Below are 14259 nucleotides of genomic sequence, written 5' to 3' on the forward strand. Positions count from 1 at the left end.
TGTGACGATCCCCGATGCTCCCGCTGCCCCCGGTGAAAGGCTGACCATGGACGCGCTGCTCGACGTGGACGACCTCGTCGTCCGCTTCGCGACGCCCAACGGCGACCACACGGCCGTTCGCGGGGTCTCCTTCTCCGTCGCCGCGGGCGAACGCCTCGGCATCGTCGGCGAATCCGGTTCGGGCAAGTCCGTCACGGCCCAGGCCGTGATGCGGCTGCTCGGGCCCGCCGCGACCGTCGAGTCGGGCGCCGTGCGCTTCGAGGGACGCGACGTGCTCGCCTTCCCCAGGGACGAACTGCGCCGCTGGCGGGGCGCACAGGCGGCCATGGTGTTCCAGGACCCGCTCTCCAGCCTCAACCCGCTGGTGCGGATCGGACGCCAGGTCACCGAGACGCTCCGTGAGCACCTGGGCATGGACCGCGGGGCCGCCGCCGTACGGGCCGCGGAGCTGCTGGCCGAGGTGGGCATCCCGGACGCGGCGGCCCGGCTGCGCGACTACCCGATGACGTTCTCCGGCGGCATGCGGCAGCGGGTCGCCGTCGCCATCGCCGTGTCCTGCTCGCCCAGGCTGCTCATCGCCGACGAGCCGACCACGGCGCTCGACGTCACCGTGCAGGCCCAGGTGCTCGACCTGATGGACAGGATGACCGCCGAACTCGGCACGGCCGTCATCCTGATCAGCCACGACCTGGGCGTCGTCTCGACGTTCTGCGACCGCGTCCTGGTCATGTACGGCGGGCGCGTCGTCGAGAGCGGCACGACCGAGGAGATCGTCGGCGCCCCCCGCCACCCCTACACCCGCGCCCTGCTCGGCTCGATCCCCGCCATGACGGGGCCGCTGCCGCGCAGGCTGCCGTCCATCCCGGGCAGCCCGCCCCAGGCGGGCGCCCGCCCGCCCGGCTGCTCGTTCGCCTCACGCTGCCCGCTCGCCGAGGACGTCTGCCACGAGATCGAACCGCTGATGAAGGACGGCGTCGCCTGCCACGTCGCCACCGCGGCCGGGGAGCGCCCGTGAGCACCGGGACCGCACACCAGAGAGGAGAACGCGAGGTGAACGTCGTCGAGGTCGAGGACCTGCGCGTGCACTTCTCCCGCCGCCGCGGCGTGACCGTGCGGGCCGTCGACGGCGTCTCGTTCACGGTCGCGCCGGGGGAGACCCTCGGCCTGGCCGGTGAGTCGGGCTCGGGCAAGAGCACGGTCGCCCGCGCCCTGCTGCGCATCACCGATCCCGCCGGTGGGCGCGTCCGCATCGGCGGGCGCGACATCGCGGGGCTGCGGGGCGCGGCCCTGAAGACCTTCCGCCGCCAGATGCAGATGGTCTACCAGGATCCCTACGACTCCCTCGACCCGCGCATGAGGATCGGCGCGACCGTCGAGGAGGCGCTGATCGTCAGGGGCCTGCCCGCCGGGCAACGGCCCGCGCGGGTGCGGGAGCTGCTGGAGCGGGTCGGGCTGCCAGCCGCCCTGGCCACCCGCTACCCGCACGAGCTGTCCGGCGGCCAGCGCCAGCGGGTCTCCATCGCCCGCGCGCTCGGCGTCGACCCGGCCGTGATCGCCTGCGACGAGGCGGTCTCCGCCCTCGACGTCTCGGTACGGGCCCAGATCCTCAACCTGCTCAAGGACCTGCAGGAGGACAGCGGGCTGGCCTACCTGTTCATCTCCCACGACCTGTCCACGATGCGGTTCGCCGCCGACCGGATCGCGATCATGTACCTCGGCAGGCTGGTGGAGATCGGCACCAGGGACCAGGTCTTCGGCGCCCCGCGGCACCCCTACACCCAGGCGCTGCTCGCGGCGGTCCCGGTGCCCGGCGCGCGCCGTACCGGGCCGAGGGTCAGGCTCGCCGGGGAGCCGCCGAGCCCCGCCGACCCGCCCGCGGGCTGCGCCTTCCATCCGCGCTGCCCGCTCGCCGAGGAGATCTGCCGCACCGTCAGGCCCGAACTCGCGGTCAAACGGGGCGGCCAGCTCACCGCCTGCCACCTCGCGCCCGAACCGGAGCGCGATTCCGAGGTGACACCGTGACCGCCGCACAGCCCACCGAGCCCACCGAGCCCCGCGTGCGCGACGGCCTGCGCAGGGCGGGACGCAGCCTCCTGCGGGACATCCCCGCCCTCGTCTCGGTCGCCGTGCTCGTGCTGCTGGTGCTCGCCGCGATCCTGGCGCCGCTGCTGGCCCCGCACGACCCGATGCGCACCTACGCCGAGGGGCTGACCGCCAGGGGCGCGCCCGTGCCGCCCGGCGGGGAGTTCCCGCTCGGCACCGACCCCAACGGCCGCGACGTGCTGTCCAGGCTCCTGTACGGCGCCCGCGTCTCGCTGACCATCGGCGTCGTCGCCAACGGCCTGGCCACCGTCGTCGGGGTCGTGGCCGGGGTGACCGCCGGTTACTTCGGCGGCCTGGTGGACACCGTGATCAGCCGGATCACCGACATGGTCATGTCGTTCCCGATCCTGCTCTTCTGCGTCGCGCTGATCTCCGTCACCGGGCCCAGCCAGCGCAACGTGGTGCTGGTCATCGCGCTGGTCTACTGGACCTACCTGGCACGTGTCATCCGGGGGATGGTGCTCTCGCTGCGCGAGCGGGAGTTCGTCACCGCGACCCGCACGCTCGGCGTGAGCGACACGCGGATCATGGTCAGGCACATCCTCCCGCACCTCGTCCCGGCGATCATCGTCTACGCGACGCTGGGCGTGGCCAGTTCGATCCTCATCGAGAGCTCGCTGTCGTTCATCGGCGTCGGCGTGCCGGTGCCCGAGGCCTCCTGGGGCCAGATGGTCGACGACGGCCGCAGATACTACGAGGTCGCGCCGTGGCTGCTGTTCGCCCCCGGTCTCTGCCTGATCGCCACCGTCCTGGCCTTCAACCTGGCGGGCGACTGGCTGCGCGACCTGCTCGACCCGACCGCACCGGAACGGAGGTGACGGCGTGACGGGATGGGTTCTGCGCCGGATCGGGCAGATGGTCCTGGTCCTGCTCGGCGTGGTCACACTCGCCTTCCTCATGGCCTACGCCGTACCCGGCGACCCGGCCAGGCTGATCGCGGGCCCCAACGCCGACGCGGCGACCGTGGCCTCGATCCGGCACCAGCTCGGGCTCGACGCCCCCCTGTGGTCGCAGTACACCGCCTTCCTCGGCAGGCTCCTGCACGGCGACCTCGGCACCTCCTACGCGCTGCACGGCGCGCCGGTCGCCGGACAGCTCGCCCAGGCCCTGCCGACCTCGGCGCTCATCGCGGTCGGCGGGATCGTCTGGCAGCTCCTCCTGGGCGTCCCCGCCGGGATCGTGGCCGCCTACCGGCCCAAGAGCGCCGCCGACAGGCTCGCCACGCTCGGCGCGCTCATCGGCCTGTCCGCCCCGCCGTTCTGGGTCGGGCTGCTGCTGCTGTACTACCTGGCCTACCGGTTCTCGATCTTCCCGCTCAACGGGCTCGGCGACCCGCTCTGGTGGTACCTGGCGCTGCCGACCTTCACCCTCGGCCTGGCGGGCGCGGCGTGGTACGCCAGAATGACCCGCGCCCAGATGCTGGAGGTGCTGCGCTCGCCGTACATCCAGATGGCGCGGTCGAAGGGGCTGCGTGAGCGGACCGTCCTGACCAGGCACGCGCTGCGCAACGCGCTCACCCCGCTGATCACCATGATCGGGATGGACTTCGGCTACTTCCTCGGCGGAGTCCTGATCATCGAGTCGGTCTTCGGGCTGCCGGGCGTCGGCAAGCTGACCTACGACGCCATCGACCAGCTCGACGTCCCGATCGTCACGGGCGCGGTGCTGCTGGCCGCCTTCTTCGTCGTCGTCATGAACTTCCTCGTGGACCTCACGTACGCGGTCGTCGACCCTCGCGTGCGCAACCGCCGCTGACCGGGTCGGCACAACCCCCGAAGGGATCTCTCACAATGGGACAGGACAAGGTGCGGGTCGCCGTCGTCGGCGCGGGCCGGTGGGCACAGGTCGCCCACATCCCCGGCTGGCAGCGTGACCCCCGCGTCGAGGTGGTCGCCCTCGCCGACTCCGACGCGGACGTGGCCGGGGAGGCCGGCAGGCGCTTCGGCGTCGGGCGCGTCGTCACCGACTACCGCGAGCTGCTCGACGACCCCGGCATCGACGTCGTCGACGTGGCCACCGGGAACCGGGCGCACTTCGAGATCTCCTGGGCCGCCCTTGAGGCGGGCAAGCACGTCCTGTGCGAGAAGCCGGTGCACCACGACTACCGGCAGACGCGCAGGGCCGCGGAACTGGCCAGGTCGAAGGGGCTGAAGACCAAGCTGGGCTTCACCTTCAGATACGCCCCCGCCGTGCTGTACGCCAAGGAGCTCATCGACGCGGGCTTCGTCGGCGAGCCGTACATCTTCAACGGCTACGAGCAGAACAGCCAGTGGCTCGACCCCTCGACCCCGCTGCGCCAGGTGGACGCCGACGCCGACCCGGACGTCATCCAGGTGTCGTCCATCGAGGGGTACGGCGCGCCGATCATCGACATCATGCACTGGTGGGTCGACTCCCCGATGACCTCAGCGGTCGGCACGATGCGGAACTTCGTCCCCGAACGCGTCGTACGCGACACCGGCCTGATGACCAGGATGAACATCGACGACGGCGACATGTGGATCGCCGAGTTCGAGAGCGGCGCGCTGGCCTCCATCCAGTCGTCGTTCGTCACGGTCGGCAACTTCCCCGGCATCGAGGCCCGCGTCTACGGCTCCGAGGGCGCGATCGTCGTCAGGCTGGTCGAGGAGGCGGGCGTCTGCCAGACGATCAGGACGGCCAGCAAGGGCTCCGTCGAGTTCGTCGAACGGGAGATCCCGCAGCGTTTCTTCCCCGAGGGCGGCCGCTCGACCGAGCCCTGGCCGCTGCTGTTCTACTCCAACCTGTGCCGGGACTTCGCCGACGAGATCCTCTCCGGCGGCCCGCTCAACCAGGGCGACTTCGGGCAGGGCGCGCTGGTCCAGGAGACGATCAACACCTTCGAACGGTCCTTCCGCGAGCGCAGCTGGGTCACCTTTCCCCTTGAGGGCCCCCTGGAGAGCCCTCTTGAGGGCCCGCTCGAATCGCTTGAGGAGGCCAGGTGACGGGCCAGGAGGCGCACACCTGGGGGAACGCCCACGACGACGCGGCGGCACGGGCCCTGTGTGAGACGGCGCTCGGCGCGGCCTCGGGTCCCGGCGTCGAGTACGCCGACGTCCGGCTCGTCGAGTGCGAGGAGACCCGCCTGTACGGCAGGCACGGCGGGGCGCGCGACGAGCGCTCCGAGCTGAACATGGGTGTCGGGGTGCGGGTCCTGCGCGAGGGGGTCTGGGGGTTCGCCGCGGCGCCGCTCGGTGACGAGGCCGACGTCCGCGCCGTCGCGGGACGGGCCGTCGCCGCCGCACGCGCCGCCGCCTTCGCGGGCGCCGAACGCGTCGCCCTCCCGCCGCGCCCGCCCTCAAGCGGGCGCCACACCACCGAGGTCACGACCGACCCCTTCTCCTTCCCCGGCAGGTACGGCCTGCTCGACCAGGCCCTCGCCGCCGCCGGGGCACCGGAGAAGGTCGTCTCCGCCGAGGTCGGGCTGAACGCCAAACGGCAGCACCGGCACTTCGCCGACAGCGAGGGCTCCCGCCAGCACCAGCACCTGGTCGAGTCGGGCGCCATGGTGCTGGTCTTCGCCGCCGACGAGCACGACGTGCAGCGCCGCTCCTACCCCAACTCCTTCCACGGCAACACCGCCGCGGCCGGATGGGAGTACGTGGAGTCGCTGCGGCTGGCCGAACAGGCCGCGCGGGTCGGTGAGGAGGCCGTCGCCCTGCTCACCGCGCCGGTCGCCCCCTCGGGCACCGCGGACCTGGTGATCGGCCCCGCCCAGATGGCGCTGCAGATCCACGAGTCATGCGGCCACGCCCTCGAACTGGACCGCATCCTCGGCGACGAGTCCAACTTCGCCGGGACGTCCTTCATCACCCCGGACGCGCTCGGCGCGCTGCGCTACGGCTCACCCGCGGTCAACGTCACCGCCGACCCGTCCGTGCCCGGCACCCGGGGCTCCTTCGGCTGGGACGACGAGGGCACCCCGGCCGCGCGCCGGGAGCTGATCCGCGAGGGCGTCGTGGTCGACTTCCTGTCCAGCAGGGACAGCGCCGCCAGGCTCGGCCTCACCCCGATCGGCGCCGCGAGGGCCGACGGCTGGGCCTACCCGCCGGTCTGCTTCGCCACCAACGTCTTCCTCGAACCCGGCTCGGGGAGTCTCGACGAACTGCTCGACCGCCTCGGCGACGGCTACTACGTCGACGACAACCGCAGCTGGTCCATCGACGAGCGCCGCTGGAACTTCCAGTTCGGCACCGAGGTCGCCTACGAGGTACGGCGTGGCAGGCGCGGGCGGCTGCTCAAGAACCTCTCCTACGGCGGTGTGACGCCGCGCTTCTGGGGCTCGGTCGAGGCCGTCGCGGGCCCGGAGGAGTTCAGGGCGTTCGGCATGCCCTGCGGCAAGGGCGAGCCGAAACAGTGGGGCTTCCTCGGGCACGGCGCCTCCCCGGCGCTCGTACGCGGCGTGCGGATCGGGGTCGCGTGATGGCGGGCCCGAACGGAATCCCGGACAGAGGCCGGGACGGAAACCTGGACGGGGGAGACGGGATGAGGCCCTACACCGGCGGGGACCGCGCGCTTGAGGCGGTCGAACGGGCGCTCGCGGGCGCCGCGGGGGCCGACGAGGCGGAGGCCTTCCTCGCCGTGCGCTCGGGGGAGTACACCCGCTTCGCCGGGGAGCGCATCCACCAGGCGCAGGACATCGTGGAACGGCAGCTCATGGTGCGGGTCGTCGTGGACGGCCGTACCGCGCGGGCCGCGACCTCCAGGATCGAGGAGCCGGAGACGGCCGCGCGGGCCGCGCTCGAACTGGCGCGCGGCGGCGCCCGGGGGGCCTGCGGCGTCGCCCGGGCGCGGCCGTACCCGGAACCGGACCTGTGGCACGCCGACGTCGAGGAGTGGGACGCCGCCGCCCGCTCGGCGGAGGCCGCCCATGTCATCGGTGAGGCCAGGGCCGCGGGCGCCGGGGCCTACGGCATGTTCGGCCGCGCCGTCACCGAGCTCGCGGTCGCCGGGACCGGCGGCGTGCGGGCCTACGCCGCCGCGACCGAGGCCTCGGGCGCCCTCACCGTCAAGGCGGGCGAGGGCTCCTCCTACTGGTGTGACCTGGGCAGGTCGGCGCGGGCGCTGGGCCTGCGGGAGGCGGCGAGCCGTACCGTGGCCGAGGCGGCGCGGGCCAGGCGGCCGGTCGAGCTGCCCGACGGCGTGCACGACGTCGTCCTCGGCCCGATCGCCGCCGGTGAGCTGCTGCACTTCTTCGGCGCCTTCGGGTTCACCGGGCAGGCGCTCGCCGCCGGGGTCGGCGCCGTCGCCCGCACCCCGGGCGAGCCGGTCGCCGCGCCGTGCGTCACGGTCGCCGACGACGCGCTCGCCGGGGTCGGGCTGCCGTTCCCGTTCGACATCGAGGGGACACCGAAACGACGGGTCGGGTTCCTCACCGCGGGGCGGGTCGGGGAGGCGGTGACCGATCTGGCCACGGCCGCGGAACTCGGCGTCCCCTCGACCGGGCACGCCCACATCGCCCGCGAGGAGTCACCCCTGGCGATCCCGGCCAACCTGGTCATGGCCCCCGGCGCGACGCCGTACGAGGAGCTCGTCGCCGGGGTCGAACGCGGCGTCTACGTGCAGCGCTTCTGGTACACCCGCGTCGTCGACCCCGGGCGGACCACCATCACGGGGGTGAGCAGGGACGGCTGCTTCCTGATCGAGAACGGCAGGATCACCCGCCCCGTGGCGGGCAAGCGGTTCACCGAGAGCGTCTTCGGGCTGCTGTCCCGGGTGGACGCGGTCGGCGACACACTCGCCACCCAGCCTCTGATGAACGTGTGGAACGGCGCCGCGACCGCCCCCGCCCTGCGGGTGCGCGGCTTCAGGTTCGGACCCAGGCCATGAGGGCGGAGACCAACGCCGCCCGCCTGGTCACCCAGATCCTGACCGGCGAGGTCTGGCCGCCGCTGGCCGACAGGAACGGCCCCAGGCCCGACGCCGACGGCCGCGCCTTCCTGCTGCCCGGCATGGGCGGCGTCACGCTCGGCGTGCACTGTGGCGACCCGGCCACCGGCTACGCCGCCGACCACCTGGAACCCGGCCTGTCCATCCGGCACCGCGACCCCGGGGCCAACATGGCGCTGCAGTTCCTCACCTGCGTCGGCAACACGGTGCGCACCGCCTCGGGGGCGGAGGGGTTCGTGATCGGCCAGCACGCCTACGTGCTCGCCGACCTGCCGGAGGAGGCGCTCGCCGAGGTCACCGTCGGCGACCCCGTCACGGTCGTGGCCAGGGGGCAGGGGCTGCGGCTCACCGACCACCCCGCCCTCACCGTGAAGAACTGCTCTCCCGAGCTGGTCGAACGGATGCCGGGCGGCACCCGCGCAGACGGAAGGCTTGAGGTGCACGTGGCGGCGACGGTGCCGGCCGAGGCCGTCGGGGCGGGCGCGGGCATGGCCTCCGAGTTCGCCAACACCGACCTCATGGGCGCCTACGCGGGCCTGTCCCCCGACCTGTCGCTGGGCCTTGAGGGGCTGCGGATCGGTGACTTCGTGGCGATCGAGGACGCCGACCACCGCTTCGGTCGCGGCTACCGGTCCGGATATGTCACTATCGGCGTGATCTCCACCGGGCACTGCATGCTGCACGGTCACGGACCGGGGCCGTCGTCCCTGATCACCGGCCCCGCCGAGGCCTTCCACATCGTCCGCAGTCCCGACGCCAACCTGGAGGTGATCCGATGAGCACGCTGGCCGTGAACCTGCTCGGGATCGTCGAACACCCGGAGATCGACGGCATGACGCCCTACCGGATCGACGCCGACGGCAGGCCGTACGTCCCGGCCGGCGACGGCGGTGTCGTGCTCGGCGTACGGCTCGGCGACCCGGCGTTCGGCTTCGACGCCGACCACGTGGCACCGGGGGCCTGCCTGGTCCACCCCGACCCGGCGGCCCGGCACGCGCTGACCGCCTACGCCTGCGTGGGCAACGAGGTCGTGGTCCGTACCGGGGCGGCGCGGGGCGCGCGGGGCTGGGTGGTCGGCAAACGCGGCGAGGCGGGCCGGGTGATCGTCAGCATGGCGCAGGAGCACCTGGCGGCGCTGCGCCCGGGGGACGGGATCTCCGTGCGCGGGCACGGCCAGGGCGCCTCCCTCGGCGTGCCCGGCGTCGAGGTGCTCAACCTCGACCCGCGCCTGCTCGGCCCGCTGCCGCTGCGCGTGGAGGACGGGAAGGTCACGGTGACCGTGCGCGGGACGGTCCCCAGCCGCCTGGTGGGCAACGGCCTGGGCCGTCCCGCGCAGATGTGGGACCTGGACGTGCAGGTCACGCCCTCCACCCCGGGCCTGGCCGGGCTGCGCCTGGGCGACCTGGTCGCGCTCGACGACGTCGACGTGCGGCACAACATGGGTTACCGGCGCGGCTGGCGCACCGTCGGCGTCGTCGCGCACGGCGACAGCCCGCTGCCGGGCCACGGTCCCGGCGTCACCCCCGTCCTGACGGGCCCGGCGGACCTGCTGCCCGTCACGGTCGACCCCGGCGGGGAACCCGCGCTGTCGGAGACCGTGCTGAGCGGCGCTCCATACTGAACCAGACAGGCGTCAACGCGAGCGACGCGAGAGAGGACACCAGGGGAAGTGCTCGAACACCTATCCCTACCCGAGACGGTACGGCTGGCGCTGCGACGCAAGATCCTCAACGACGAGCTGCCCGCCGGGACCAGGCTCGTCGAGGCGGGCATCGCCGAGGAGTACGGCGTGAGCCGGGCGACCGTGCGTCAGGCGCTGCGCGACCTGTCCAACGAGGGACTGGTCGACATCAACCCGCGCAGGTACAGCATGGTCACCCGCATGTCCACCGAGGACATCCAGGACATCTGCTACGCCCGCTGTGTCCTTGAGTCCGCCGCCGCCCGAGACGCCGTGACCAACCTGCCCTCCGGCTTCTTCGAACGTCTCGAACAGCTCGTCCAGGAGATGGACGGCGCGGCCAGGGCGGGTGACATGCAGGAGCTGGTGGACATCGACACCCGCTTCCACCGCGAGATCGTCCTGGCCTCCGGGCGCCGCCGCCTGGCCGAGCTGTGGGAGACCATGAACGGCCACATGTACGCCCTCATGCGTTCCTCGCTCGACCGCCAGCAGCTGGAGATGGCCGAGGCGGCGGGCCGCCACCGTCTCGTCATCAGCGGCCTGGCCTCCGGCGACCCGGAGCGGATCGAGTCGGTCATCCACGCCCACTACCTCGAACCCACGCTGCCCGCGGACACCGGGGGCTGACTTTTCTCACCCGGCACGTTCGAAGGTCTCCCCTTGGGGGAGCGGAGGGCTTGCCGTGTGAGACAAGCAGGGTAGGGGGAGGGACATGGCAGAGTTTCTGACCGACATCACGGAGATCCGGGACAGGGCCCGGCAGGAGATCGACAAGGGGCCGATCACCCCCGCGTACGGCGCCGACCTGGAGCGAGTGATCCAGGTGTGCAACGAGGCGCTGGCCACCGAGCTGGTCTGCGTGCTGCGCTACAAGCGGCACTACTACACCGCGACCGGCATCTACGCCGAGCCGGTCGCCGCCGAGTTCCTCGAACACGCCGGTGAGGAGCAGGAGCACGCCGACATGCTCGCCCGGCGCATCGTGCAGCTCGGCGGCGATCCCGATCTCAGCCCCGAGGCGCTGGCGACCCGGTCCCACACCGAGTACGACGCCAGCCTCGACCTGGTGGAGATGATCAAGGAAGACCTGATCGCGGAGCGGATCGTCATCGTCTCCTACACCGAGATCATCCAGTGGCTCGGCGACCACGACGTCACCACCCGCAGGGTCTTCGAGCACATCCTCGCCCAGGAGGAGGACCACGCCGACGACCTCAGGGGACTGCTCGAACGACTTCCCGCCGCGCTGAAGGGCTGAGGGCGCCGGGCACCGGTTGGAGGACGGCACAACGGGACCGGCCCGGTTCGTCGTGGCGGCCGAAGAAGCGGGGCGGACGGGCGCCTAGCGTTCGGACATGCCCCGCCTCTCCCTCAGCGACCTCTACCGCATAGCGGTTCCGGGAGACCCCCGGCTCCGCCCCGACGGAGGCGCCGTCGCCTACACGGTGACGACGGCCGACCGGGAAACCGACGCCAACCACTCCGAGATCTGGCTCGCCGCCCCCGGCGCCGAGCCGCGCCGCCTGACGGGCGGGCCGCACGACTCCTCCCCCCGCTGGTCTCCGGCGGGCCGTACGCTCGCCTTCCTGCGCCCCGTCGAAGGCAGGGCGCAGATCCACCTGCTGCCGATGGACGGCGGCGAGCCGCGCGTCCTGACGGACGCCCCGCTGGGAGCGGGCGCGGCGGTCTGGTCGCCCGACGGGACCAGGATCGCCTACGCGGCGCCGTACGGGGAGGCCGACCCGGTGGCGCCGGTGGTGACCGACCTGCTCGGCTACAAGGCCGACGGCGCCGGCCTGCTGCGCGGCCTGACGACGCAGCTGTTCGTCGTGGACGTCGAGACGGGACGGACCGTCCGGGTCACCTCGGGAGACGCCTTCGCCGGTGAGCCGTCCTGGACGCCGGACGGCCTGCGCCTGACCTTCGTCACCGACACGGGGCAGGACCGCGACCTGGTCATCGGTGGGGCCGCCTACTCGATCGACGTGCCCGATCCCGGCCCCGAGGACGAATCAGGGGGAGACCCCGAGGGTGTGCCGGAGCGGCTCACCGGCGAGGAGCTGATCTGCGCCGGGGCGTGGTGGACCGGCGGACGGCTGCTGGTCGCCGGGATGACCGGCGGCCCCGTCGGCCACACCCGCCTGTTCCACCTGGACGACGGCGACCTCACCGAGGTGACCGAGGGCCTGGACCGCAACCTCATGGTCGGCGCCCCCGGCTACCCCGGGGCGGTCCCCCAGCAGGCCGGGGACGAACTGGTCTTCTGCGCCCGCGACGGCGGCTGCACCCACCTCTACCGCGCCGGCGGGGACAAGCTCGTCGGCGGGGACCAGGTGGTCTCCGGCGTCAGCGCCGCCGCGGGCAGGATCGCCTACGTCGCGGCCACGCCGCACAGCGCGGGGGAGGTCTACCTCCTGGACCTGCCGGGCGGCCGGGAGGCGGGACAGCCCGCGGCGATGCGGCTGACCTCGTACGCGCTGGAGGACGTCGAGCTGTTCACGCCGCGCAGCCGTACCTTCACCGCGCCGGACGGCACACCGGTCGAGGGATTCGTGCTGCGCGACGAGACGCTCACCGGGCCCGGCCCGCTGCTGCTGGACGTGCACGGCGGCCCGCACAACACGTGGGCCCCGATCTTCGACGGGGTGCACCTCTACCACCAGATGCTCGCGGCCAAGGGGTGGACCGTGCTCACCCTCAACCCCAGGGGCAGCGACGGGTACGGCGAGGCGTTCTACACCGCGACCGTGGGCGCGTGGGGGATCGCCGACACCGACGACTTCCTCAGCCCGATCGACGACCTGGTCGCCGAGGGGGTGGCCGACCCGGACCGGCTCGGGCTGACCGGCTACAGCTACGGCGGCTACGTCTCCTGCTGGCTGCCGACCAGGACGGACCGTTTCAAGGCGGCCATCCCCGGCGGCTGCGTCAGCGACCTGAACAGCATGGCCGGGACCTCCGACCTCGGGTACCTCCTGAAGGTCCACGAGTGCGGCGGGGACGTCACGGGCCAGTCGCCCATGGAGAACGTCGGGAAGGTCACCACGCCGACCCTCCTCCTGCACGGCGAGGACGACGACCGCTGCCCCGTCGGCCAGGCCGAGCAGTGGTTCGCCGCGCTGCGCGAGCGGGGCGTCCCGGTCAGGCTCGTCCGCTACCCCGGCGGCTCCCACCTGTTCATCCTCAACGGCAGGCCCTCCCACCGAACGGACTACAACGAAAGGATCGTCGCATGGCTGGAACAGTGGATCCCCAGCGCTGGCACGGCCGTCTCGCCGAGCTGATCGCCGAGTACGAGGTTCCCGGCGCGAACCTGGCCTTCCTGCACGAGGGGGAGGTCCACGAGTTCGCCGCGGGGCTGCTCAACGTGGACACCGGGGTCGAGGCGACCACGGACTCGCTCTTCCAGATCGGTTCGGTCACCAAGGTGTGGACCGCGACCCAGATCATGGTCCTGGCCGAGCAGGGCGCGCTGACGCTGGACACGCCGGTCTGCGAGGTCCTGCCCGAGTTCCGGGTCGCCGACCCCGAGGTGACCAAGACCGTCACGGTCAGGCACCTGCTCTCCCACACCTCGGGCATCGACGGCGACCTCTTCCTCGACACCGGCCGTGGTGACGACTGCGTGGAGAAGTACGTCGCGGCCTGCGCCGACCTCGCGCAGAACCACCCCCTCGGTGTGACCCAGTCCTACTGCAACTCGGGCTTCGTCGTCGCCGGGCGTGTCATCGAGCGGCTCACCGGCAAGACCTGGGACGCCGCGCTGCGCGAGCAGATCATCGAGCCGCTCGGGCTGACCCACACCTGGACGCTGCCCGAGGACGTGCTGCGCTTCCGCGCCGCCATGGGACACCTCGACGGCAAGCCCGCCCCCGTCTCCAGCCTCATGCGTTCGGCCGGCCCCGCCGGGCTGATCTCCGCCCGCCCCGCCGACGTCGTCGCCTTCGGCCGCGCCCACCTGGGCACCGGGCTGCTGGCCGACCCGAAGGCGATGTGGGAGCCGCAGGTCGACATCCCCAACCCGTACACCCTCGGCAGGCAGTGGGGCATCGGCTGGATCCTGGACGAGTGGCAGGGCCACCGGGTGATCTCCCACGGCGGCAACACCATCGGCCAGGCCGCCATGTTCTGGGTGCTGCCCGACACCGAGACGGTCGTGTGCTCGCTGGCCAACGGCGGCCACACCGCGGCCTTCCACCAGGCGGTGGCCACCGAGCTGTTCGCCGAACTGGCCGGGATCACGGTCCCGCCCGTGCTGGGCCCGCCCGCCGAGCCGTTCCAGACCGACCGGGAGCGTTACACCGGCGTGTACCAGCGGGCGGGCAGCCGGATGACGGTGAGCCTGCGCGAGGACAGGATGTTCCTGCTCATCGAGCCCACCGGGGCCCTCGCCGCGCTGCAGCCGCCCGTGGAGATCGAGCTCCTCGCCGTGAACGAGACCACCTTCGTCGGCCGCCCCGAGGGGGACCCCCAGTGGCTCTCGGCCGTCTTCTACGAGCTCCCCGACGGCTCGCCGTACGTCCACCTCGGCGTCCGCGCCACCCCGAAGATCGCCTGAGGAGTGA

General features: G+C 72.7%; 13 protein-coding genes. All 13 read left to right on the forward strand.

Annotated features, from left to right (window positions below):
• Position 1: 1 nt before the first annotated feature.
• The 13 genes from ABT340_RS18895 to ABT340_RS18955 all read left to right on the forward strand — a co-directional run bounded on the left by ABT340_RS18895 (position 2) and on the right by ABT340_RS18955 (position 14252).
• Positions 2-1015, forward strand: coding sequence for an ABC transporter ATP-binding protein (locus ABT340_RS18895; RefSeq protein ID WP_352012051.1), 1014 nt, complete (start codon positions 2-4; stop codon positions 1013-1015).
• A gap of 35 nt (positions 1016-1050) precedes the next feature.
• Positions 1051-2022 carry an ABC transporter ATP-binding protein gene (locus ABT340_RS18900; RefSeq protein ID WP_352012052.1) on the forward strand — a complete coding sequence of 324 codons (972 nt, stop codon included), beginning with the start codon at positions 1051-1053 and terminating at the stop codon, positions 2020-2022.
• Entirely contained in the window at positions 2019-2921 is a 903-nt protein-coding gene (locus ABT340_RS18905) for an ABC transporter permease (RefSeq protein WP_352012053.1), read from the forward strand. The genes ABT340_RS18900 and ABT340_RS18905 overlap by 4 nt, the downstream gene beginning before the upstream one ends.
• A gap of 4 nt (positions 2922-2925) precedes the next feature.
• Positions 2926-3858, forward strand: coding sequence for an ABC transporter permease (locus ABT340_RS18910; RefSeq protein ID WP_352012054.1), 933 nt, complete (start codon positions 2926-2928; stop codon positions 3856-3858).
• A gap of 35 nt (positions 3859-3893) precedes the next feature.
• Entirely contained in the window at positions 3894-5066 is a 1173-nt protein-coding gene (locus ABT340_RS18915) for a Gfo/Idh/MocA family protein (RefSeq protein ID WP_352012055.1), read from the forward strand.
• Positions 5063-6544 carry a TldD/PmbA family protein gene (locus ABT340_RS18920; protein ID WP_352012056.1) on the forward strand — a complete coding sequence of 494 codons (1482 nt, stop codon included), beginning with the start codon at positions 5063-5065 and terminating at the stop codon, positions 6542-6544. The genes ABT340_RS18915 and ABT340_RS18920 overlap by 4 nt, the downstream gene beginning before the upstream one ends.
• Positions 6545-6606: 62 nt before the next feature.
• On the forward strand, positions 6607-7950 hold the full coding sequence (locus ABT340_RS18925; protein ID WP_352012057.1) for a TldD/PmbA family protein: 1344 nt from the start codon (positions 6607-6609) through the stop codon (positions 7948-7950).
• Positions 7947-8789 carry a DUF4438 family protein gene (locus ABT340_RS18930; RefSeq protein WP_352012058.1) on the forward strand — a complete coding sequence of 281 codons (843 nt, stop codon included), beginning with the start codon at positions 7947-7949 and terminating at the stop codon, positions 8787-8789. Before ABT340_RS18925 ends, ABT340_RS18930 begins: the two co-directional genes overlap by 4 nt.
• Positions 8786-9631, forward strand: a complete 846-nt coding sequence (locus tag ABT340_RS18935; protein ID WP_352012059.1) for a DUF4438 family protein — start codon at positions 8786-8788, stop codon at positions 9629-9631. The genes ABT340_RS18930 and ABT340_RS18935 overlap by 4 nt, the downstream gene beginning before the upstream one ends.
• Positions 9632-9679: 48 nt before the next feature.
• On the forward strand, positions 9680-10321 hold the full coding sequence (locus tag ABT340_RS18940; protein WP_352012060.1) for a GntR family transcriptional regulator: 642 nt from the start codon (positions 9680-9682) through the stop codon (positions 10319-10321).
• 85 nt (positions 10322-10406) lie between these two features.
• Positions 10407-10952 (forward strand): ferritin-like domain-containing protein, encoded by a 546-nt coding sequence (locus ABT340_RS18945; protein WP_352012061.1) that lies wholly within the window; start codon positions 10407-10409, stop codon positions 10950-10952.
• Positions 10953-11049: 97 nt separating this feature from the next.
• Positions 11050-12978: a S9 family peptidase gene (locus ABT340_RS18950; RefSeq protein ID WP_352012062.1), complete on the forward strand. Its 1929-nt coding sequence runs from the start codon at positions 11050-11052 to the stop codon at positions 12976-12978.
• Positions 12927-14252 (forward strand): serine hydrolase domain-containing protein, encoded by a 1326-nt coding sequence (locus ABT340_RS18955; protein ID WP_352012063.1) that lies wholly within the window; start codon positions 12927-12929, stop codon positions 14250-14252. Before ABT340_RS18950 ends, ABT340_RS18955 begins: the two co-directional genes overlap by 52 nt.
• Positions 14253-14259: the final 7 nt, after the last annotated feature.

This window comes from Streptosporangium sp. NPDC000239, from assembly GCF_040300765.1.
In the GTDB taxonomy this organism is placed as follows: domain Bacteria; phylum Actinomycetota; class Actinomycetes; order Streptosporangiales; family Streptosporangiaceae; genus Streptosporangium.